The sequence below is a fragment of the Lactobacillus sp. M0396 genome (assembly GCF_016101625.1).
Classification (GTDB): domain Bacteria; phylum Bacillota; class Bacilli; order Lactobacillales; family Lactobacillaceae; genus Lactobacillus; species Lactobacillus huangpiensis.
Genome location: NZ_JACFQE010000006.1, coordinates 1 through 20,892, shown reverse-complemented (window position 1 = coordinate 20,892; position 20,892 = coordinate 1). Strand labels below are relative to the sequence as shown.

General features: G+C 34.3%; 23 protein-coding genes. 3 read left to right on the top strand and 20 right to left on the bottom strand.

The window, feature by feature from the left end; all coding sequences use genetic code 11:
• Window positions 1–27 precede the first annotated feature (27 nt).
• The 9 genes from H3T43_RS07670 to murB all read right to left on the bottom strand — a co-directional run bounded on the left by H3T43_RS07670 (window position 28) and on the right by murB (window position 10,280).
• A complete protein-coding gene (locus tag H3T43_RS07670) occupies window positions 28–1,551 on the bottom strand; it encodes a glycosyltransferase (protein WP_198213729.1) in 1,524 nt (507 codons plus the stop codon).
• Between the two features lie 142 nt (window positions 1,552–1,693).
• The gene (locus H3T43_RS07665; RefSeq protein WP_198213727.1) at window positions 1,694–2,404 is read right to left on the bottom strand and encodes a hypothetical protein; all 711 of its coding nucleotides are present in this window, start codon (window positions 2,402–2,404) and stop codon (window positions 1,694–1,696) included.
• Between the two features lie 36 nt (window positions 2,405–2,440).
• Window positions 2,441–2,878 carry a CopY/TcrY family copper transport repressor gene (locus tag H3T43_RS07660; RefSeq protein WP_198213725.1) on the bottom strand — a complete coding sequence of 146 codons (438 nt, stop codon included), beginning with the start codon at window positions 2,876–2,878 and terminating at the stop codon, window positions 2,441–2,443.
• Between the two features lie 24 nt (window positions 2,879–2,902).
• On the bottom strand, window positions 2,903–3,718 hold the full coding sequence (locus tag H3T43_RS07655; RefSeq protein WP_198213723.1) for a Cof-type HAD-IIB family hydrolase: 816 nt from the start codon (window positions 3,716–3,718) through the stop codon (window positions 2,903–2,905).
• Between the two features lie 126 nt (window positions 3,719–3,844).
• A complete protein-coding gene (gene glmS, locus H3T43_RS07650) occupies window positions 3,845–5,656 on the bottom strand; it encodes a glutamine--fructose-6-phosphate transaminase (isomerizing) (RefSeq protein WP_198213721.1) in 1,812 nt (603 codons plus the stop codon).
• A 487-nt stretch (window positions 5,657–6,143) separates the two neighbouring features.
• Window positions 6,144–7,496, bottom strand: coding sequence for a phosphoglucosamine mutase (gene glmM, locus H3T43_RS07645; RefSeq protein ID WP_198213719.1), 1,353 nt, complete (start codon window positions 7,494–7,496; stop codon window positions 6,144–6,146).
• A 20-nt stretch (window positions 7,497–7,516) separates the two neighbouring features.
• Window positions 7,517–8,494: a YbbR-like domain-containing protein gene (locus H3T43_RS07640; RefSeq protein ID WP_198213717.1), complete on the bottom strand. Its 978-nt coding sequence runs from the start codon at window positions 8,492–8,494 to the stop codon at window positions 7,517–7,519.
• Window positions 8,491–9,336 carry a diadenylate cyclase CdaA gene (gene cdaA / locus H3T43_RS07635; RefSeq protein ID WP_198213715.1) on the bottom strand — a complete coding sequence of 282 codons (846 nt, stop codon included), beginning with the start codon at window positions 9,334–9,336 and terminating at the stop codon, window positions 8,491–8,493. Before cdaA ends, H3T43_RS07640 begins: the two co-directional genes overlap by 4 nt.
• 44 nt (window positions 9,337–9,380) lie before the next feature.
• A complete protein-coding gene (murB, locus tag H3T43_RS07630; protein WP_198213713.1) occupies window positions 9,381–10,280 on the bottom strand; it encodes a UDP-N-acetylmuramate dehydrogenase in 900 nt (299 codons plus the stop codon).
• Between the two features lie 98 nt (window positions 10,281–10,378).
• Here murB and H3T43_RS07625 point away from each other — a divergent pair, with 98 nt between their 5' ends.
• Window positions 10,379–10,912, top strand: a complete 534-nt coding sequence (locus H3T43_RS07625) for a 3'-5' exonuclease (protein ID WP_034977550.1) — start codon at window positions 10,379–10,381, stop codon at window positions 10,910–10,912.
• A 74-nt stretch (window positions 10,913–10,986) separates the two neighbouring features.
• On the opposite strand, the gene tsaE is transcribed toward H3T43_RS07625, so the two are convergent.
• Genes tsaE through H3T43_RS07610 form a run of 3 tightly spaced genes read right to left on the bottom strand, consistent with a single transcriptional unit; the run spans window position 10,987 to window position 13,155 of the window.
• On the bottom strand, window positions 10,987–11,460 hold the full coding sequence (gene tsaE, locus H3T43_RS07620; protein WP_198213711.1) for a tRNA (adenosine(37)-N6)-threonylcarbamoyltransferase complex ATPase subunit type 1 TsaE: 474 nt from the start codon (window positions 11,458–11,460) through the stop codon (window positions 10,987–10,989).
• Entirely contained in the window at window positions 11,450–12,448 is a 999-nt protein-coding gene (pta, locus tag H3T43_RS07615) for a phosphate acetyltransferase (RefSeq protein WP_198213709.1), read from the bottom strand. The genes tsaE and pta overlap by 11 nt, the downstream gene beginning before the upstream one ends.
• A gap of 11 nt (window positions 12,449–12,459) precedes the next feature.
• Window positions 12,460–13,155 (bottom strand): uracil-DNA glycosylase, encoded by a 696-nt coding sequence (locus H3T43_RS07610; protein WP_034977541.1) that lies wholly within the window; start codon window positions 13,153–13,155, stop codon window positions 12,460–12,462.
• 196 nt (window positions 13,156–13,351) lie between these two features.
• On the opposite strand from H3T43_RS07610, the gene H3T43_RS07605 reads away from it, so the two are divergent.
• Together H3T43_RS07605 and H3T43_RS07600 are read left to right on the top strand one after the other, a co-directional pair.
• The gene (locus H3T43_RS07605) at window positions 13,352–14,227 is read left to right on the top strand and encodes a Cof-type HAD-IIB family hydrolase (RefSeq protein WP_034977539.1); all 876 of its coding nucleotides are present in this window, start codon (window positions 13,352–13,354) and stop codon (window positions 14,225–14,227) included.
• Between the two features lie 10 nt (window positions 14,228–14,237).
• On the top strand, window positions 14,238–14,759 hold the full coding sequence (locus H3T43_RS07600) for a hypothetical protein (protein ID WP_034977536.1): 522 nt from the start codon (window positions 14,238–14,240) through the stop codon (window positions 14,757–14,759).
• A 61-nt stretch (window positions 14,760–14,820) separates the two neighbouring features.
• On the opposite strand, the gene H3T43_RS07595 is transcribed toward H3T43_RS07600, so the two are convergent.
• The 8 genes from H3T43_RS07595 to H3T43_RS09630 all read right to left on the bottom strand — a co-directional run bounded on the left by H3T43_RS07595 (window position 14,821) and on the right by H3T43_RS09630 (window position 20,884).
• Window positions 14,821–16,389: an ABC transporter ATP-binding protein gene (locus H3T43_RS07595; protein ID WP_198213707.1), complete on the bottom strand. Its 1,569-nt coding sequence runs from the start codon at window positions 16,387–16,389 to the stop codon at window positions 14,821–14,823.
• A gap of 186 nt (window positions 16,390–16,575) precedes the next feature.
• The gene (locus H3T43_RS07590; protein WP_198213705.1) at window positions 16,576–16,971 is read right to left on the bottom strand and encodes a MerR family transcriptional regulator; all 396 of its coding nucleotides are present in this window, start codon (window positions 16,969–16,971) and stop codon (window positions 16,576–16,578) included.
• Window positions 16,972–16,983: 12 nt separating this feature from the next.
• A complete protein-coding gene (locus H3T43_RS07585; RefSeq protein WP_198213703.1) occupies window positions 16,984–17,838 on the bottom strand; it encodes an aldo/keto reductase in 855 nt (284 codons plus the stop codon).
• Between the two features lie 81 nt (window positions 17,839–17,919).
• Window positions 17,920–18,489, bottom strand: a complete 570-nt coding sequence (locus tag H3T43_RS07580; protein WP_198213701.1) for a GDSL-type esterase/lipase family protein — start codon at window positions 18,487–18,489, stop codon at window positions 17,920–17,922.
• 65 nt (window positions 18,490–18,554) lie between these two features.
• Window positions 18,555–19,160, bottom strand: a complete 606-nt coding sequence (locus tag H3T43_RS07575) for a hypothetical protein (protein ID WP_198213699.1) — start codon at window positions 19,158–19,160, stop codon at window positions 18,555–18,557.
• Between the two features lie 122 nt (window positions 19,161–19,282).
• Complete coding sequence (locus tag H3T43_RS07570) at window positions 19,283–19,924, bottom strand: hypothetical protein (RefSeq protein ID WP_198213697.1); 642 nt, start codon at window positions 19,922–19,924, stop codon at window positions 19,283–19,285.
• A gap of 264 nt (window positions 19,925–20,188) precedes the next feature.
• Window positions 20,189–20,638, bottom strand: coding sequence for a hypothetical protein (locus tag H3T43_RS07565; RefSeq protein WP_198213695.1), 450 nt, complete (start codon window positions 20,636–20,638; stop codon window positions 20,189–20,191).
• Window positions 20,639–20,800: 162 nt separating this feature from the next.
• The gene (locus H3T43_RS09630) at window positions 20,801–20,884 is read right to left on the bottom strand and encodes an IS3 family transposase (RefSeq protein WP_370520801.1); all 84 of its coding nucleotides are present in this window, start codon (window positions 20,882–20,884) and stop codon (window positions 20,801–20,803) included.
• Window positions 20,885–20,892 lie beyond the last annotated feature (8 nt).

Below are 20,892 nucleotides of genomic sequence, written 5' to 3'. Positions count from 1 at the left end.
TTTCAAGGTGGGTATTTTTAAAAATATTTACTTATCTTTATCAATCACATATTTTTGCCAGTAGCGCCAAACACTTTCGCTTGAAAAACGCTTAGCATTTTCATATGCACCATCGTTCAGTTTCCTGCGTATTTTAGGACTGGCAAAAAATTCAGTAATTTTGGCAGCTAAATCATCTATATGGCCATTTGGTACGATAAAGCCACTCTGGCCGTCAGCGATTAAATCCTCTACTCCATAATTAATATTATATGAAGCTACTGGAACCCCGTGAGATTGAGCTTCAGGTACAGAAAGGTTAAAGCCCTCATACCGGGAAGTAACAACAGCAAGCTGCGCATCATCATAAATATAATTCATATCTTTCGCATAACCCATAAAATGGACTACATCTTCCAAACCCAGGTCCTGCACTAATTTTTTTAACTTTTTTTCTTCCTTGAAATTATCAGCGCCATTTCCGTAACCATAAATGTCTAAAGTCAACGAGTCGTTATTTTGATAAGCCTGATTGAAAGCTTTGATGGCATCATCAATCCGTTTTTCATAAAATATTCTAGCCACTACTATTATTTTACCTTTTGTACGCTCACTCATTGGTATATGTTCAGCATGTAGCTGCTCATCTGGCACTATTCCAACAGGAATAGCAACGATTGGTACTTGCGTCCTCAGCCTTTTACGCATGTCATCAGCTTGTTGTTTTGTAGGAGTAATTACTAAATCGGTTTTACTAAGTAGCTCATTATTAGAAATTGAGTTGTAGGTAAGAGGTGAAGTAGGATCCCAGTAATCTCTAAAATGAATACTGTGAAAATGCTCAATTTTTCTGGCAGGCGTCTTCATATTAATCATTGGTACATTAGTAATATTGCTACGGTCCGAAATAAATGTTGATCTTTCATCCCCATCTTGTTCGTTCAATTCATCAAGCATAATGGTAAAGGCTTGACCATTATTCATTAGTGAGTGGACATTGCCATTAGTGTCTGTCATTTGAATGTTAGTAGCTGGATAGACATTTGGTTTTCTTTCATATGAGATTTCATAGTAAATGGTATTATTTGGACGAAAGAACAATTCATAAATCAAATGACCGTCAACTGTATCATAAATTTGGGTCATACTCTTAAATCCGCGTGTATCGTAAAATTCCTGCTTAATACAGTGGACATCAGCATTAAAATATTTTATTGTATCAATGCTGCCATTAGGCAACATATTAACGGTCATTGTTTTACGTTGACCTTCATAGACTTCATAACCATTGTCAATTTGTTTCACATTATTATCACTCGGAATCGGCAACTCTTTTATAGTTACAATACGACTAGTAAATTTTACTGTGCCGGCAAAAAAGTCGAACTTATTGACATAATCATCATCTGTCATGTTATACAAAGGTAAATTACGATGAGCAAACCGGTTATATTCTGATGTCACTATTTTTGCCTTAACGTGATTGCGTTTGAAGAGCATTAATCTTTTGACTTCTGCGTGCTCTATTCCCGAACTATTCGCATCTAATCTATTATCTAAAAAGTAATACATAAATTATCCTTTATTCCTATATTCAAACTATCATAGTCAATTTTAGCATAGATTTTTTAAATATAAATAATGGATTTAAATGCAAAAAAGTATTAACCGATCAATATTCGGCTAATACTTTAGTTGAATTATAAATTAATTACTACTGCTTTTTAGTTAATTTTAAAATTAAAGGCCAAATAATTGCAGCAATTATCCCTAAGGCTAACCCGGCCCACAAAATCGGAGAAGTAGTTAATGAAATTCCACTGACAACATTGTTCTGTAGCCATTGAACTAATTGATTTGCTAAAAACTGTAGTGCTCCAAATGATCCTATGGACGCAACTAATAAAATAATTGAAGCCCAATATTTACCAAATAACATCAACAAAGCAGCTAGAATAAAAACTAATATTGTTGCAAAAAGACAATAATGAAAAATACTAATAGTTTGGTTAACTTTATCCTTGTTTTCATCTAAACCATTGTTAATTTTATTTAGCAGCAGATTGCTTACAGCTTTTTGTACTTCATTATTTTCTGGGAAAGACAAATTCTTAGCAGATACTTCTCCATTTTCTTGATAAGTAACACCGAGATTATATAGACTAACATAAGACATATCATTATGATATTTTTTGGGTAACTGTTCTAAAATTTTGTCTTCAACACCAAAATCCTTAGCCAATTTTAGAGTACCTTTTAGTCTTGAATCACCAGTATCATTTACGCTTTTTTTAATTACAGTTTGTGCCATGCCACGAACATTTTGCACATTAACAGTTATTGGAGATTCCAGTAGCAGAAAGCCAGAAATACAAACTGTCGCAGTAAAAATCAGGCGGAATAAAATACTAGCAAATTTTTTCATTAAATTGACCTCCCACAATAATATTAACTATTTAATCTAACAGTCATGTTGACCCGAAGCTAAACAGTTACAATTAACCATTTCGGGAGCACTCTCTTTTTTACAAGCAAGTTCTTTTTCTATTTTAGCAATGTCACCCTGAGCAAGAGGCATATCTTTAAGAATAGCTATCATTACCTGACCTTTATGCATATCACACATATGACTCATCATTTCTTTTGTGACCTCAATCATCATTTCGATTTGAGTAACAGTAGCAGAATAAACAAAACGGCGACCATCTTTATGAGTTTTTAACAAACCCTTTTTGACCAAACGTCCCATTAAAGTTTTGATTGTAGATTCAGACCAATTCTTTTTTGCCTGCAGCTGCTGAATCACTTCTCCAGTGTGAATTTCTCCTAAAGTCCACACTATTCTCATAACTTCCCACTCAGCTTCGGAAATATTATGTTCTCTATTTTTTTCTACCATAATAATCAACTCAACTTTATTTTACTACAGAACGAACTTTTTTATTGCTTTCGCAATTCCATCATGATCATTGTCTTCTGTCACATAATTTGCATAATCTTTTATTTCTTCAATTGCATTACCCATGGCAATTTTCATAAAGTCAGGATTCGTAAACATGGAAATATCATTGCCTTGATCGCCAATTACCATAATTTGGCTTGGCTTAATTTTTAATCTTTCTGCCAATTGCAAAACAGCATTTCCCTTGGAAGCGTCTTTAATATTAATTTCAATGATGCTTGAAAAACTACGAACAATATCATATTTTGCAAAAGCCCACTGAGGAATATTATTCCACAATTTATCAACTTCTCGCTCATCATCAAGTACGCTAAGCCCCACTTTATTAAAAGTAAAGTCTTGTGTTATTTCTTCAGCTTTACGTACTTTAAGCACATTATTTGTAAAGGTAGCATTCCTCGCCAGATTAACACCTATATTACGATCACAAGTCCAGTAACACTCAGGAGTTTCAAAGTGAAGGTTAACATGTGCCAATCTTTGCAGTTTTCGCATATTAGTAAAGTCACGATAATTCATTTCTTCATTCATTAATATGTTTCCTGCCAGATCCTGAATTACAGCACCATTAAAAACAATATCATACTGTTTTTTACCCTCCAAACCTAATAGCTTATTAAATTCCTTTACACCAGATAAAGGTCTTCCTGAAGCCAAAACAATTTTAATTCCCTGGCTATCTGCCTGCTTAAGAACCCGTTCAGTTTCCGGTAAAATCTGCTTTGTAGTTGTCAGCAAAGTGCCATCTAGATCAACCGCAATCAACTTTATTGCCAAAATAATATCCTCCTGCACATTTTCACTATTTTCTTTATTATACAAAAAGTCGTAATTACTTACGACTTTTTCAAGAATTATTCTGTTTTAAATAAAAATTTTTGTTAAAAAAGATGATTTAAAATATTACTCTACCGTTACGCTCTTAGCTAAGTTGCGCGGTTTGTCCACATCCAAACCTTTATCTTTTGCTGCAAAATAAGCAAAAAGCTGTGCTGCCACTACACTAACAAGAGGAGATAAATAATAATTTACTTCTGGCAAAACCAGGTCATCATTTGTTTTAGCTAATGATTTACGAACTATTGTGATAACGTTAGCTCCGCGAGCAATCACTTCTTGAATATTGCCACGCATGAGGTCCGCTGTAATCGGATCATTAATCAATGCAATGACAGGTGTACCCTTTTCAATCAATGAAATTGTCCCGTGCTTTAGTTCTGCTGCCGCAAAACCTTCAGTTTGGATATAAGAAACTTCTTTAAGTTTTAATGCCGCTTCTAAAGCAACTGGATAATCGATTCCCCTGCCGATATAAAAAGCATTGCGACTTGGTATAATATATTTCTGAGCTAGCTGCTCGATTTTTGCCTGACTGGAAATTACCTGTTCAATTCCTTCAGCAGCCAAAGCAAAATTCTCTTTTAAATCAAACGCCGTAGCGTCTTTATTTCCTAATTTCTCGCCCAAAGCTTTAGCTACAATAGCTTGAACTGCAACTTGAGCTGTATACGCCTTAGTTGAGGCAACAGCTATTTCGGGCCCTGCTTCAAGCGACATGGCATAATTAGCTTCGCGCGCCAAAGTAGAGTTAGGAACATTCGTTAAAGTTAAACTAGGTATGTTCCTTTTTATTGCTTGTTGCAGCACAACTCGTGAGTCTGCAGTTTCGCCGGACTGGGATAGGAAAATAAAGAATGGGTGCTTTGACATCATAGGAAAATGATATCCTGCTTCTGATGCAAATCCAACTTCAGTTGGAATTTTAGTCAACTTTTCAAAAAGTTGTTTGCCAACTAAACCCGCATGGTAACTTGTACCAGCAGCAAAGATATAAAGTCTGTCTGCCTTTGATAAAGCATTAATAATTTTAGCATCTACTTTAGGATCACCATTTTGATCAAGATAATATTGATCTAAGTGGCGTAAAACAGTAGGTTGTTCACAGATTTCTTTAAGCATATAAAACTCATAAGTGCCTTTAGAAGCAGCACTTTCATCAATATTTAACTCATAGTGCTGATGATCAACCTTTTGACCTGCAATAGTTTCAAGCTGATATCCACTTTTAGTAATATCTCCGACTTCTCCATCCTGTAAATCGACAAAAGTTTTAGTTTGATCTAATACAGATAGTGCATCGGATGCAATAACATTAAAGTCATTACCAAGTCCAAGCATCAAAGGAGATTTATTTTTAGCAATAAAAATATGGTCAGGATTTTGATTATCTACCAATAAAAGGGCATAAGATCCTTTTATTAATTGCAATGCTTGCTTTAAAGCCGTAAAAGCATCTTCGTTTTTTTCACGAGCAAACTTACTAATTAATTGAACTATCACTTCAGTATCGGTGTCAGACTTAAAAGAAACATCTCCAAGGTATTGCTTTTTTAATTCCTGGTAGTTTTCAATTACACCATTGTGAACCAAATAAAAGCGCTCAGTTTCATCAAATTGGGGATGAGCATTATTTTCAGTTGGTTTTCCATGAGTAGCCCAACGAGTATGCCCAATTCCAACTAATCCTTGTTCATCAGGTGTCATTTTATTTTTTAAATCCTGAATACGACCGGCTGTTTTAGTTAAAAATTCTTTTCCAGCTAAATTATTTAGATAAATTCCAGCCGAATCATAACCACGATATTCAAGCTTAGACAATCCGTTTATAACAATTTCCCTAGCAGATTTTCCAACAATTCCAACAATTCCACACATATATTTCTCCTTTGGTCTAGTACAATAATATAATTTTGGACTAATTAAATAATTCAACTCACGTATGGAATATTAGCTTTTTTAAAGCAATTGGTCAAGCTATATTTTTATAATTGGTCTATACTTTAACGTGAAACTACTGTTGCTAACACAAAAAGAGGGCAAAAATAAATGATGAAAATTTTAAACTGAGAACAGTTAAATACTTTGAACAAGCATGAGTCGTCAGATAAAAAGCAGAACTCTTTTATGAAGTTTTAGATTCACCTTCATCAGTGTTAAACTGTGATTTTGTAAAAGTTTCAACTGCTAAATATCTCTTTGGCGAGCATTTAAAACCAACTAATACAGCAGCAGATGTAACGCCAGCCAATATAGAAAAAGATGTAAAAAAAATAGAATAAGACCCCCAAATTTGTTGTAAATTTGGGGGTCTTATTATTGTTTACCTGTTTTTTAGGTCAAAAACACAGTGGGGCTAATTTATTTATACGCCCATTTCCGCTTCAACTACATCAGTTATTCTCTTAACGTAAGCATCTGTTTCTTCTTGAGTAGGACCTTCAGCCATTACCCGCAGAAGCGACTGAGTTCCTGAAGGACGAACTAATACTCTTCCCTCATCTCCCATATCACTTTCAACTTCTTTTATTACATTCATAATCGGTTCATGATTTTTCCAAGAATTCTTATCTTTAACCGGAACATTTACTAAGCACTGAGGATATTCTTTAAAGTCAGTTAACAATTCTGTTAAAGTTTTGCCTGTTTTTTTCATTACTAACATTAGATGCAAGCCAGTCAACATCCCGTCACCAGTATTATGATAATCACTCATAATAACATGACCAGACTGCTCCCCACCTAAGTTATAGCCATTTGCTCTCATTTCTTCTGAAACATACCTGTCGCCAACTTGAGTACGAACATTTTTAATCCCACGCCTTTGTAGTGCCTTCGTAAAACCAAGGTTGCTCATTACAGTAGTGACAATGGTGTCTTTTTTTAGTCGACCACCATCTTCCATGTAGCTTCCAAGAATATACATAATATGGTCTCCATCAACTTCATGACCGTTTTCATCGACAGCGATACAACGGTCTGCATCCCCATCAAAAGCGAGACCAAGTTGCGCCCCCTGTTTAACCACTTCTTCCTGTAGTTTTTTAGTATGTGTTGCGCCAACATGATCATTAATATTCAAGCCATTGGGATTAATAGCAATAGTAGTGAAATCAACCCCACAATCAGCAAATAACCGGGAAATCAAACTGCTGGCAGCGCCGTTGGCACCGTCAATAACGACTTTGATGCCGCCAAGGTCTTCTGGAATTGTATTTTCGATAAATTGTAAATACTTTGCACTGCCTTCATGAAAATCAGTGACAGACCCCAAACCTTTAGCAGAGGGTCTAGGCAATTTGTCCTCAGGTGCATCAATTAGTTGTTCAATTTCCTCTTCCATTTCATCAGATAACTTCAAGCCATCACTACCAAAAAATTTAATACCATTATCCTCGACAGGATTGTGTGAAGCAGAAATTTGTACACCTGCATCAGCTCCTTGAGCACGCACTAAATATGACAAACCAGGGGTGGTTATTACTCCGACTTCCAAGACTTCAATTCCAACAGATAAAAGACCTGATATCAAAGCATATTCCAACATTTGGCCTGAGATTCTTGTATCACGTGAGACTAAAACTTTAGCCTGTTCTTCTTTGGCTTTATTTTTGGTTAAGACATATCCACCGTCACGACCTAATTTAAATGCCAATTCTGGTGACAGGTCTTGATTAGCCACTCCACGAACTCCATCAGTGCCAAAATATTTTAACATTAGTAAACAACCTCTCTATCTTAATTATTTTTTCCTTTTGAATCGTTTGCATTATCTACTTTTACTTCTACAGCAATTTGCGTTGGATTAGACTTAACAATACCATCAGGTAAATCAAGAGTAATAGTCTTAGTTGTAGTAGAAGTAACCGAACCTATATCAACAGGAACCACTAGATTTTTAATTTTTGCTAAATCTTTTTCATTACCATATAACGTAACATACTTATTTTTTACAGTAAGCGAATACACTTTATCTGTTTTTTCATGTTCAGGCTTCAGCTTTATTTTTACTGCTTTTTTAGAAGTGGTAATGGGAATTGCCACTTTGGCTGTAGCTGGATCAATCACAACGTTAAGTTGTCTGCCCTTACGATCTTCAGCTATTAAACTTACTTGACGTTCATAAGTGTGATCGATTCCATTAGGTAGAACAACTTTGGCAATTATTTGATCAATCTGATCAACCTCGGAACGAGCTCCAGTAACCTCTACTTGTTGTGGGTATACACTGGAGTGTCCCAACTGATAACCCTGTCCAACTGCACTCTTATTATACTCTATTTGTATGGGCATAGTGGTGGACTTTCGCCGTTGAATATTAACTTCAACGCTACGTGGATTAACAGAATAGGAAATCTGCTTATTAATACCGTTTACATGTACTCTAACATTGTGTTGACCGATGCTTTTTTTCGTTAGATCGATATATGCCCTGAAATTTTGGGTATTGATAGTTGATGTAACCAATGCAGTGGATCCTTCAAGGGTAACGCTTACTTTTTCAGGATAACCCACAACATAAAATTTGTCTGTATCTACAGAAACTTGTAAGGGAACTTTAATAGTTTGAGTTTTATTTGCAGTCTGCTTGGTTTTATCAGTCTGTCCCTGAGACAAAAATCCTTCCTGGGTAGAATTAACATAAATTACCAGTAAAACAGCAATTAAAAGGGAAACTAACCGGATAAACCATGATTTTTTCCAAAACTCTTTCATCGATCGGCACCCCATTTCCATATCTTACGTATAATTTTTTGATACCATTTGTCGTTATCACTTTTCTTGGGAACCAGTTCTGCATTAAGGTACTTTAAGTATTCATCTCGTGTCATGTCAACTAAAAAGCGACCATTACGTGTGATCGTTACCCCACCTGTTTCTTCTGAAACGACAATGGTAATTGCATCAGTCACTTCTGAAATACCAACAGCTGCGCGATGACGGGTTCCTAGTCTCTTAGGAATCATACTATTATCGGACAAAGGTAAATAAGCTGCCGCCACTGCAATTTGGTGATCTTTATTAATAATAACTGCACCATCATGTAAGGGAGTATTAGGAATAAAAATATTAATCAGCAGTTCTCCGGTAACATCGGCGTTAAGCTTAATCCCAGTTTCAATATAGTCTTCCAAGCCGGTTTCTTGTTGAATAGTAATTAACGCACCTATTCTTCTTTTCGACATATATTGAATAGCTTTATCAAGTTCATTAATAAATTGAATTGATTCAGTACGGGCACTTTCTTCTCGACCACCAAAAATTGGCAAGCGACCTAAATGTTCGAGACCTCGTCTAATTTCTGGCTGAAAAATTACTATTATCCCAACAACTGACCATGAAACTATTTGATCAATAAGCCAGATCGTTGTGTGTAACTGAAAAATGCCAGCAAGGATACGAACAATAAAAATCAAGACAATTCCTTTGGCTAACTGAACAGCCTTGGTTCCTCTGATCAAAATAACCAGGTGGTAAACCACAAACCAAATAATCAGAACATCAAGAATTATTGAAAAGTTTCCCCATGTAAAAATGTGTGCTCCATTAGTCTGCATAAATACTCCCTTCTATCATAGACAAACTTAATAATTTTTTCGGGTTAATCATTAGGTTTACCAATAATTCTAACTTCAGTGTGTAAATCCAGACCAAATTTCGTTTTGATTTTTTCTTGAATCAAATGAATCAGGTCAAGATAGTCAGTTGCAGTGGCATTACCCTTATTCACTATAAAACCAGCATGCTTTGTAGAGTCTTGAGCACCACCAATTTGTTTTCCTTGTAAACCGGCTTGAATAATCATAGGACCTACATAATGACCAGTTGGCCGTTTGAAAACACTGCCACAAGAAGGGTATTCCAGTGGTTGTTTATATTGACGCAAAGCATTTAAATAATTCATATCCGCCAGAATGCGGGTTTTTGCAGATTTTTTTAATGCAAAAACTGCTTCTAATACAATGTCGCCATTCTCTTGAACCAAAGAATGACGGTAAGAAAACTTCATTTCCGACTGAGAATAATTTTTAAAGTTGCCAGAACGCGTCATTACCCTGACACTTTCAATAACGCTGCTAGTTTCACCTCCATAGGCACCAGCATTCATGAACACAGCACCTCCGACACTGCCAGGTATTCCAGCAGCAAATTCTAAACCACTAAGACCATGATGGGCTGCTGTAAATGCGGTTTCGACAATAGTCGCTCCCGCTTGAGCAATAACTTTGTTTTTATCAACTTTAATTTGATTCATTTTGGTTAAAATTAGGACTATACCTGAGATACCACCATCACGAATTATTAAATTGGAAGCATTTCCTATTATAGTCAAGGGAATATTGTTATTATGTGCGGCAATTACTAAGTTTTTTAGCTCACTTTCATTTCGTGGAAATGCAAGAAACTCAGCTGGTCCCCCAGTTTTTGTAAATGTATATTTACTAAGCGGAACCTGCCTCTTTATTTCTATGCCATTTTTGGTTAAATCTGATAATTTCAAATCAAAAATCCCCTTTGTCTAATCTTTTTCTATTTTACCGCATTCAGTTAATTGCTTCATCATATGTTATACTAAAATTAAAATTTAAAGGTGAGAAAATGAATTTTATTGCGATGGATTTTGAAACTGCCAACCGGCATCCAGAAAGTGCTTGTTCACTTGCTTTAGTAATGGTTCGCAACAACCAGATCGTAGATCGATTTTATACGGTCATTAATCCCCAAATGCCTTTTGATGCACGTAATATTCAAATTCACGATATAACTGCTGAAGATGTCAAAGATGCTCCTACAATGGCAGAGGTATGGCCTAAAATAAAAGATTTGTATCAGCCAGGAATGTTAGTAACTGCTCACAATGCCCGTTTTGACACAAATGTGATGCGACAGAGTTTAGCCCGTTATGACATACAAGAACCACACTATTTTGTCATTGATACGTTGCAAACCAGTAAATTGCTTGAACCTAAGTTGCCAAACCACAGACTTGACACAGTTTCAAAAGCTCTTAACGTTGAACTTTGGCACCATCATAATGCATTAAGTGACAGTGAGGCATGTGCAGGTATATTAATAGCTCAGGATGAGCAATACGGCGACGACGCATTGAAAAACTTGGTTTACCAAATATAATAGAAAAAACAGGACCTAATAACATAACCCTAAAATCTGAAAAATTCTGGGTCACATTATAAAAGACCTGTTTTTTAATTTAATAATTGCAAAATACTTTTAGACCACTGTTTGTTTCTTGCGCCTTTTGCATCAAATTCAACTATTCGCTTAGTAGAATCCCAACTATCATCAACACGCTTAATAGTGATTTCTAGAAAAGTTTCTGGCAATTGTTCCTGCACAATTTCTGGCCATTCAATCACCACTATACCGGGTTCAGCCAAATATGCATTCAAATCAATCGAAGATAAATCATCATCTTCCAAGCGATAAAAATCCATATGATACAATGGCAACCTGGCCTCAGGATATTCGCGGACAATTGTAAATGTAGGACTTTTGACCGGTCGCTTAATTCCCAGTGCTCTGCCAATTCCTTGAGTGAGCGTCGTTTTTCCAGCTCCAAGATCACCATTTAATAACAATAGATCATGTGCCTGGGCAGTCTGAGCAATAACTCGACCTAAATCCTGCATTTGTTGCGCTGAATTGACATTAAGCTTCATTTTCTTCATTCCTTAGTAATACCTGAGCAGCAGTCAATATGGCAATATTATACACATCCTGAGTACTTGCTCCGCGCGATAGGTCATTAACAGGCTTACGAAGTCCTTGCAAAATCGGACCAATAGCGGTGAAATTTCCTAGTCTTTGAGCTAATTTATAGGAAATATTCCCAGACTGTAGTTCAGGAAATATAAAAACATTGGCCTGGCCTTTTAAAGGAGAATCAGATGCTTTTTTTGCAGCTACATCAGGCACAAAGGCTGCATCAAATTGCAATTCACCATCTGCCAAAATTTCAGGATGGTTATTTTTAAAAATTTCAGCAGCCTGTTTTACTTTAGTAACCATCTCACCCTTAGCTGAGCCTTTAGTTGAAAAACTTAGAAATGCTACTTTAGGATCAATATCAATCATTTGGGCAGTTTTAACTGACTGGTACGCAATCTCAGCCAAAGTTTCACTATCCGGATCCAAATTAATTGCACAGTCAGCAAAGACATACTTTTCGTCTTTTCTTTCCATAATAAAACTGCCAGAAACTCGTTTCATTCCCTTTGACGTATGAATTAACTGTAAAGCAGGTCTGACAGTTGCAGCTGTTGAATGGGCAGCTCCTGAAACCATACCGTCAGCTTCATCCATTTCTACCAGCATAGTGCCAAAATAATTTCGGTCTTTCAGTGTTTCTTCAACTTCACTCTGTGGAATATCTTTTCCGCGTGCTTTAACAAAACTCTGAATCATAACTTTTTTATTTTCATAATTACCAGGATTTACTATTTTCAAATCTTCAAAATCTAAATTTTCCTTTTGAATTAAGTCGATAATTTTTTCCTGGTTCCCCAATAAAACCGGTGTGACAACCTTTTCAAGTGACAATTTACTAGCAGCTTTTAAAATGCGGGAATCACTTGCTTCAGGAAAGACTATTTGAATATTTTTTTCTGTTTTTTTTACTTTATTTTTTAATAAATCAAAAACGCTCATTTACTTCCTACCTATGCTAAATCTTCTTTTGTTATATTTGCGGGCAATTGCCAATCAATTGGAATTTCGTTAAAGTTTTTCAGTGCTTCATTGCAACGTGAAAAAGGCCTCGATCCAAAAAATCCTCTATCCGCAGAATATGGACTTGGATGAGCTGATTTAATCACAAAATTTTTATTCTGGTCAATTAAAACGATTTTATTTTGAGCATAGCGTCCCCATAATATAAAAACTACCTTACCGCGATCACTAAGAGCCTTAATAGCAGCATCAGTAACGTCTTCCCAGCCTTTTCCCTGATGACCATTAGCGTGACCATAAGGGACTGTTAAAACGGCATTTAATAGTAAAACACCTTGATCTGCCCATTTTTTTAAATAACCATGATTAACTGGTCTGCAACCAACATCATCATAAAGTTCCTTATAGATATTTTGAAGAGAAGGAGGCAATTTTACCCCCGGATTAACCGAAAAGCTCATCCCTGTTGCCTGACCAGGATTATGATATGGATCTTGCCCTAATATTACAACTTTTGTATTTGCAAACGAAGTTAATTTAAAAGCAGTAAAAATATGATACATGTCTGGATAAATTTTTTTGGTGGCATATTCTTTTTTTAAGAATTCATGTAATTGCTGATACTTTTCACTTTCGAAAACAGGAGCCAAAATTTTATCCCAGTCATTACCTATAAACTTTTTCATTACTTCAACAGCCTCTCTTTCTCTAACTTTTATGTTATCATGAAATTAATTATCAAAGTGAATCAAATTGGTACTTTTAATTTCTTCTTACTTTTTACCCAAGTTCAACAAAATTAAAAGTAAGGTTTTCTTCATATATAGTAATATGATAAGTACCAAAATGTTTATCAAGCTTGGAGGAGGAGTAATTTTACCATTGATTAAATTAGTAGCTTGTGATTTAGACGGAACTCTTTTTAATAGCGATATGGCTATTTCAGAAGAAAATGTAGCTGCAATTCGTGCAGCACAAAGAAACGGTATTGAATTTTTAGTGGCAACAGGACGAACACCACGCCAATCTCGCAGAACCATTGAGAAATATGGCCTTAAGACTGGCTTTATCAATATTAATGGCGCCTTAGTCTACGATGCCGACAATAATTTAAAAGTTAAACATAAATTGCCTAATGATAAAGCGAGCGCAATTTCAAAAATTCTTAAAGAAAATAATATATACTTTGAATTAGTAACTACTGATAAAATATATTCAAGTGATATTAGTAAACGTGTAGTTAATCTTGCTCGAGCATTAATGATACTTAATCCAGGTGTTACTTTTAAAAAGGCTGTTGCCACAGCTGCTGGTAGTGATGCAATGTTAAGTATGACTTTAGTTGATAATCTTGATCAATTATTAGCTAACGATAAAATTGAAATAATGAAGATCATTGCATTTGATGCTCACGGACAATCTGCCTTTGCTAAAGCTAAAAAAGAAATCAATGCATTAGGAAATGTCGTTGTTACTTCAAGTTCTGCTGCTAACATTGAGATTAATGATATTAAAGCTCAAAAAGGACCTGCACTTCTTGATTATGCCAAAAAGAAAGGTCTTAAACGTGAAGAGGTGGCTGCTATCGGAGATAATTTAAATGACGCCAGTATGATTAAAGACGCTGGAACCGGCGTGGCCATGGCAAACGCAATACCGACAATCAAAAAGTTGGCACAGGTCAAAACTAAATCAAATAATGATAATGGAGTTGCTTACATATTAAGAAAATTTATTAAAAATAACGCTAAAGAATAGAGGTGCTTAGATGCGCTACTTATTGGAATTAACTCAAAAACAGGAATATGGTCAAATACCTGTAGCAAATGAAAACAATAAAATTCAGTATATTATTCAAGGCAATTTAGATAATCCTAACCATACCCTCTATCTAAAAAAGTATACCGGTAAAGAAATTGGTCGACTTTATACTGACGGCAATGGAATTATTTCTTCATATACAATTGATGTTGTTAACCACTCATTAGTAAAGGTTAAAAGACTAAACAATAAAGTAGCTAATCTTTTCTATATCACAAGGTTAAATTACATAGTAACCGGCAGCATAAAAAAGGGCAGTTATAAATTTCTCTCTGGAATTAAAAAAGTTGCCACAGTTAAAACCGTTATACAAAATGAAGGAGTAGTCCTGATCTGTGAAGTTGAGCGGCCTGAAGATGTTCCATTTATTTTATTATGTGCTACGCTTTTCACTCAGTGGCATACAACTCCGCTAAGATTGCCAACTTTTCCACCTATTGGCCGTAAATATAATGTTAACTTTAATTAAATAGTTACCAGTAAAACAGACTGATTTTGCTGGTAACTTTTTTATTTTTTGAAAGTCCTCCCTAATCTAGTGATAAAATTTTAAAATTGAATTGAGCAATTTCCTCATTTCGATGTGAAACTACTATTACTGTTTCAACTCTTTTAAGTAATTTTTGTAATAATTCTTGCGCTGTTTTCAAGTCAATACTGGAAAAACTTTCATCAAACAAAATTATTTTACCTTTAGTATCAATCAGCCTAGCCAATGCAACACACTGCTCCTGCCCACCCGAAAGAGAATCAAATTGCCATTCATCGCTAATATTAAAATCTTTCTTTACTAAGTCTAGAGTTTTTTCATTATAGTTGCGACCGAGCAAAATATTATAATCAATTGAGCGCGGAAAAATTGTAACTGCCTGTGGCATATAAACAATCAACGAATTAATTATGCCTCGCGGTATGGCATTAATATCAACTCCATTAAGCAGTATTTTTCCCCGGCTGGGCTTTAGTTGACCAGTAATCAGCTTCAATAAGGTCGACTTTCCTCGTCCCGACACACCATTCAGCTTATAAAAATCTCCTTTTTTAAAAGTAAAAGAAAAATTATGCAGTATTTCTTCTTTTGCTTGAGGATATGCAAAAGAAACATTGCGAAATTCCAAAGTTCTAAAATCCAGAGGAAAAGTTGTCTTATCAAATTTTTCAACCTTATTTTTACTTTTTTCTTTCAAATTATTAAACTTGGCAAAGATACTTGATGTAGAAAGAAGTTGGGCAAAATAACGGTTAATAATACCTGCTGAGTCGAACACTTTAGTAGCTAATTCGGCAGTGGCCAAAATAGCCCCAGCACTGATTTTTCCTTGAAAATGCAGAATTCCGGTAATTCCTAAAATAAGCAGTTGACTGCCTATATTAATCACACCAGTTATAATATCAACAGCTGAACGTCTAACAGTGTTATGTACATTCGCCTCTTTTAGTGATTGTGAACCAGCAGCTACTAATTTCTTTATTTCGCTGAGAACATTAAAGGCATATAAAGTATCATAACCGTGCAAACCGCTGCTTGTAAATTTTAAAAATTTTTCATTTACCTGAGAAATCCTAGCAACTCCTGTAGTTAGAAACTTTTTACAAAAACGCGGAACTAAGACAATTATCAAAACAAAAATAATTGCAGCAAGAAAAAGAATATAACTATAAAGATATAGTGCTGCTAAAGCAAAAATCGCATTACCGCTAAAACGTACAATTAGAAAAAAGGTATTTAAGCCCTCTTTTTGAATTAAATTGACATCATTTTGCAAGTAAGACTCATAATAATCAACTGGATTTTCTTTAAATTTATTTTGAGGAAGTTTAATTAAACTGGTAACAATGTCATTGCGAATATCACTTAGAATATCCTGCGTTGCGGTTTCTTGAATATAATTTTCAAAAAAGGAAACAATAAATGTTAAAAACCAGAGCATAAATATAATGACTAACATTTTAATAAAGGAGGCAATTTTACCCGCAATAAGATAATTTGCGAGTACAGCCATTTTGGTAGCAGCCAAAACCTGCAATATTGAATTAACTAGTAGTAATAAACAGGCTACTATAATTAAGAATGCATGTTTTTTGAAATAATGGTACATTTTGGCCTCCTAAACTATCATTAAGATAATAAATAGTTTTTTACAGCTGATTTAATTAATTTATAATTTATTAATAATATTAACAAAAGAAATTTGGTCATACAAGCTGTCGTTACAAACCTTTTCTATCAGTAAAATATAAAAAGCCCTCCTAAAACCTAATTTTAAGAGGACTTTTGGGTTGAATTAAATTTCAACTGCGTTTTCATATGCCAATTTTTCTTTTTCAAAAGTTAACAAGTGATCATCAAAATGATCGATTTTATAATTAAGATAATTAATTGTTTTTTGAATCTCTATCATTTGTTTTTTCAGTTGGTCTCGCTGATCAGTTAACAAACTTTTTCGCTTATCAGAAGATGAACCGACTTGATATATGTTTACAAAATACTTTAATTGCTTTACTGAAATGCCCGCTTTACGCAAAACCTTAATATAGAAAACCCAATTCTCTTCATACTGATCATAGACACGATAGCCGTTCTCGTCTCGTTTAACAGGAGGAATTAACTTTTCCTTTTCCCAATATCTTATTGTATCTTTTGTTAAATCAAATTCCTGACTTATTTCTTTAATTGTCAACGTTATTTTCCTTCAATCTACATTTCTAATTAAATCATGAATATTTTGAACTGCAACCGGGTCACGATGGTCAAAAAACTGACTTTCATTTCTATCTAATGTTCTGATTTGATCCATTTCTTTATGACTTAACTCGAAATCAAAGATTTTACTGTTTTCAACAATTCGTTCGTGATGAACTGACTTTGGGATCACTACTATTCCTCTTTGAATTAACCAGCGTAAAATGACTTGTCCGGTAGTTTTATGATATTTAGCACCTATTTTTGACAACAAAGAATTAGTAAAAACATGGTGTTTACCTTCTGCAAATGGAGCCCAAGCTTCTGGCTGAATATGATGGTTTTTTAAGAAAGAAATTTCATTTGTCTCTTGCATCCATGGGTTAGTTTCAATTTGATCTACTGCAGGAAGAACATCATTATACAAACTTAAATCAAGTACACGGTCGGAAGTGAAATTAGAAACACCTATTGCTCTGATAGTTCCCGCTTTATAAGCTTCTTCCATTGCGCGCCAAGAGCCATAAATATCACCATATGGCTGATGAATAAGATAAAGATCTAAATAACTAAGCTGTAATTTTTTTAATGAAGTTTTAATTGCGCGTTTGGTCGCTTCATATCCAGTATCAGATACCCACAATTTTGTAGTAATAAACAAATCTTGTCGATTAACTCCACTATTTTTAACAGCTTTTCCTACCGCTTCTTCATTGCCATAAGAAGCAGCTGTGTCAATTAAACGATAACCAGATCTAATTGCATCCTCAACCACACGTTCAGCAATACCCAAATCAGTTATTTGAAAAACTCCAAAGCCCAATATAGGCATTGTAATACCATTATTTAGTTTGATTTCTTTCATTTTGTTGCTCCTTTATAAGATTACAAAAAGATTGTAAACCTTAGAGTTAACTCTATAGCAAACAAAATAAAGGAGTATTTTTTAACTTTTTAGTTCGTTTACCAGTAAATCTGACAACAACTTGTATCCCTCTGCTCCAAAATGCAAGCCATCATTCAATTGTCCTTGACAAAGAGTTTTTAAGTCACCATGTTTAATCATAGCTTGAAATAGGTTAATAAAATTCAAATTATAAGTTTCGGCTAGTTTTATTAATTCTGTAGTATAAATAGCTATTTCACGATTGTTCCTCTTTTTTTGTCTGGTCTCATCAACTGCAGGCGGTGAAATCAAAATTACATTTTGCGGATAATATAAACAAATTACGCTGGAAATTATGAGAGACATATTTTTACTAAATTGTGTAACTGGAACATTTTTGTGCAGGGCCAAGTCATTAGTTCCCAAGAGTAGAATTAATTTGTCACAACGCTCAACTTTTAACACTAGATCTGGCAATAATGCGTAAAATGCTCCTGAGTTAATACCAGAAACTGCCGTATTAACTAAATTTGTGCCTGGTATTTTTTCTTTTATCTCTGCATTAATACGAGGCTCTTTTAAGCCTTCTTTGCGTGCAATAATGCTATCCCCTGTTAACAGTAGTTTCACGAGTTTCTCCTAACTTTTCATAAAAAAACTGTAATCACAAAGAGTTGAGACTACAGTTTAATATCTTAACGTGGATTAATTTTACTATACTTCATGTTTTTAAATTCATGAGCACTATACTTATTGGTTAAAGCTTTGGATTTAAAATATTGATTTATTACCAACCCATTTTGTGGATTACCTTGAAATAAAATTTTATGTTTTTTACCAGCTAATTTTTCATTTTTGATTGTGAAAGCAAAACCGTTTTTAAAAGAGTTCTCTTGGACTGGGCTTAGAATGATCCATTCATTACCATTTATTTTTCTAGTTGTAACACGCATGTATTTAGCAAGTTCATTTTTATTACTTTGTTTCCATGAATTAGGCATTTGCCAGGGATACTTTTTTGTTCCTTTAACGAAACCTGTTTTCACAACTTTAACATAATCATTTGCCCAAGGAGTATTAAAAGCAGACTTGTGAATAAACATGGGACTTGGTGTAAGATTATTGTTGCTAAACCACTTACCTTGCCATGTCTTTGGGAATTTAAATTGCTGTCCCAGCATAAACTGGTTCTTCTGATTTTGCGCTGCCTGCACTGTTTGCGTCTGATTTGATTTAATTGGCACATTAAGTGATAGAGTAAGAGATGCTATGGCAGTTAATGCAGTAATTATTTTTGACATTCATTTTCTCCTAAAATTAATTATTATATAGTAATAATTATAAACTTGCTACTCAATTTAAGAAATACATTTTTAAAGCAAAAACTGGTTCCATTTAAAAACCAGTTTTTATTCTGAAATATTTACTTTTTTTGATATTGATTAAAAACAGGAGCATACGTTTCATTCTTAAAATGATAATTTTGGTATTTCTGTGCTAATTTTGGTGAACGGTAAAATTGATCATAGATTTCGCCAGTCTTAGGATTAGCTTCAAACATTACTTTCTGAGTTTTACCGTCAATTTTTTTATTTTGTAAACTGAAAGCATATCCTATTTTGATATTATTTTCATCAATTGGACTAAAAACTATCCACTTTTTATTTTTTAAGTTTTTAGTTGTTACTCGTCCCAAATTTTTGAATATTTTATTGTGTTTTGTAAACCAACTCTGGGGCATTTGCCATAAGTATTTATTAGTACCTTTAACTTTGCCGACCGAAACTAATTTAACGTATTCTCCTGTCCAAGGTGTGTTGAAACCATTTTTCTTAATAATCATGTTGCTCAAGTGACCATGTATATTACTAAACCACTTGCCCCGCCATGATTGTGGAAATTTGAAATCTCTTTTAAAGCCATACTTAGTTTTATTACTGATTTTCTTAACGGATTTTTGCACCTTAACAGTCTGAGCTTGATTTGTCTGGCTATTAATAATTCCACCAGCTGCAGCTAAAGCAATTACTGCTGCTGTCCAAATCGTAGTTTTACGAAGTTTCATAGTATTGCCTCCCTTACTATAATTTTTACCTCATATTATGGACAGGTATTTCCCTTATTGCAAGCGGTATCATTGAAAGTAAACAAAAAGCCACTATGAATAGTGACTTCGATTACTTAGGAAAAATGCATGAAATTACCATTCTCCGTATCTTTTAAGCTCTTTAGGCTTATGACCTCCATATTTTTTAGCCAGCTTGCGCGTTTTCCAATAAACATTAGTAATTCTAAATGAAGATGTAGTTCTATCAATTAAAACCTTATGTCATTTGTAATGATATAAGCCAAGACTCTCACCAGATAAAACCGGACTTACCCACGGATACATGGATATGTATTTTATACCCTTATCTTTTTTAAACTTTACTGGATAATATGTTCTCGACCAGTTCCGAGCCGCCTTTGGTATTTTGGTACCTTTAAAATTGGCTTCTTGTTTATGCAATGGACTCCCAGCAATTGTGTGGGCAGTAATCTTTATCTTATCAACTTTCTTTGCTTTAATACCATTGATGTCAAAATATTTGCCATACCATGTGCCGCGCATTTTTTTAGGTACAGTAAATTTTCCTAAGTCTCCCTTAACATGTTTTGCGTCTACAGTATTACTAAAACCAGCAAAATTGTTACTATCTTGAATACAGAATCCTAAAATTAGCACTCCCAAGAGTGCTACCAATATTTCTGCTAGTTTAAAATTAACTTTCTTTTTCATTTCACTGCCTCATTTTATTATTTATATATAAATTGTTTATAAAATTATAGTATTTTATATTTTATTACAAATCAAGCACAAAATAATTGTATTTTTCGGTTAAACAAAAAAGTTTCTGCGAATTGATGTGAACCCTAAAATTAGGACACTTTATATTAGCTATTAACTGAGGACTAATTGCCGATATTCAAGCGGAGTTAGTCCTTTTAGTTTGATCTTGATTCTTTTCTGATTGTAATATTCAATGTAGTCTC

Coding starts and splice junctions, on each gene's coding strand:
- H3T43_RS07670 (WP_198213729.1), bottom strand. CDS start 1,551: ATGTATTACTTTTTAGATAATAGATTAGATGCGAATAGTTCGGGAATA.
- H3T43_RS07665 (WP_198213727.1), bottom strand. CDS start 2,404: ATGAAAAAATTTGCTAGTATTTTATTCCGCCTGATTTTTACTGCGACA.
- H3T43_RS07660 (WP_198213725.1), bottom strand. CDS start 2,878: ATGGTAGAAAAAAATAGAGAACATAATATTTCCGAAGCTGAGTGGGAA.
- glmS (WP_198213721.1), bottom strand. CDS start 5,656: ATGTGTGGAATTGTTGGAATTGTTGGAAAATCTGCTAGGGAAATTGTT.
- glmM (WP_198213719.1), bottom strand. CDS start 7,496: ATGTTAAAATATTTTGGCACTGATGGAGTTCGTGGAGTGGCTAATCAA.
- H3T43_RS07640 (WP_198213717.1), bottom strand. CDS start 8,494: ATGAAAGAGTTTTGGAAAAAATCATGGTTTATCCGGTTAGTTTCCCTT.
- cdaA (WP_198213715.1), bottom strand. CDS start 9,336: ATGCAGACTAATGGAGCACACATTTTTACATGGGGAAACTTTTCAATA.
- H3T43_RS07625 (WP_034977550.1), top strand. CDS start 10,379: ATGAATTTTATTGCGATGGATTTTGAAACTGCCAACCGGCATCCAGAA.
- tsaE (WP_198213711.1), bottom strand. CDS start 11,460: ATGAAGCTTAATGTCAATTCAGCGCAACAAATGCAGGATTTAGGTCGA.
- pta (WP_198213709.1), bottom strand. CDS start 12,448: ATGAGCGTTTTTGATTTATTAAAAAATAAAGTAAAAAAAACAGAAAAA.
- H3T43_RS07610 (WP_034977541.1), bottom strand. CDS start 13,155: ATGAAAAAGTTTATAGGTAATGACTGGGATAAAATTTTGGCTCCTGTT.
- H3T43_RS07600 (WP_034977536.1), top strand. CDS start 14,238: ATGCGCTACTTATTGGAATTAACTCAAAAACAGGAATATGGTCAAATA.
- H3T43_RS07595 (WP_198213707.1), bottom strand. CDS start 16,389: ATGTACCATTATTTCAAAAAACATGCATTCTTAATTATAGTAGCCTGT.
- H3T43_RS07585 (WP_198213703.1), bottom strand. CDS start 17,838: ATGAAAGAAATCAAACTAAATAATGGTATTACAATGCCTATATTGGGC.
- H3T43_RS07575 (WP_198213699.1), bottom strand. CDS start 19,160: ATGTCAAAAATAATTACTGCATTAACTGCCATAGCATCTCTTACTCTA.
- H3T43_RS07570 (WP_198213697.1), bottom strand. CDS start 19,924: ATGAAACTTCGTAAAACTACGATTTGGACAGCAGCAGTAATTGCTTTA.
- H3T43_RS07565 (WP_198213695.1), bottom strand. CDS start 20,638: ATGAAAAAGAAAGTTAATTTTAAACTAGCAGAAATATTGGTAGCACTC.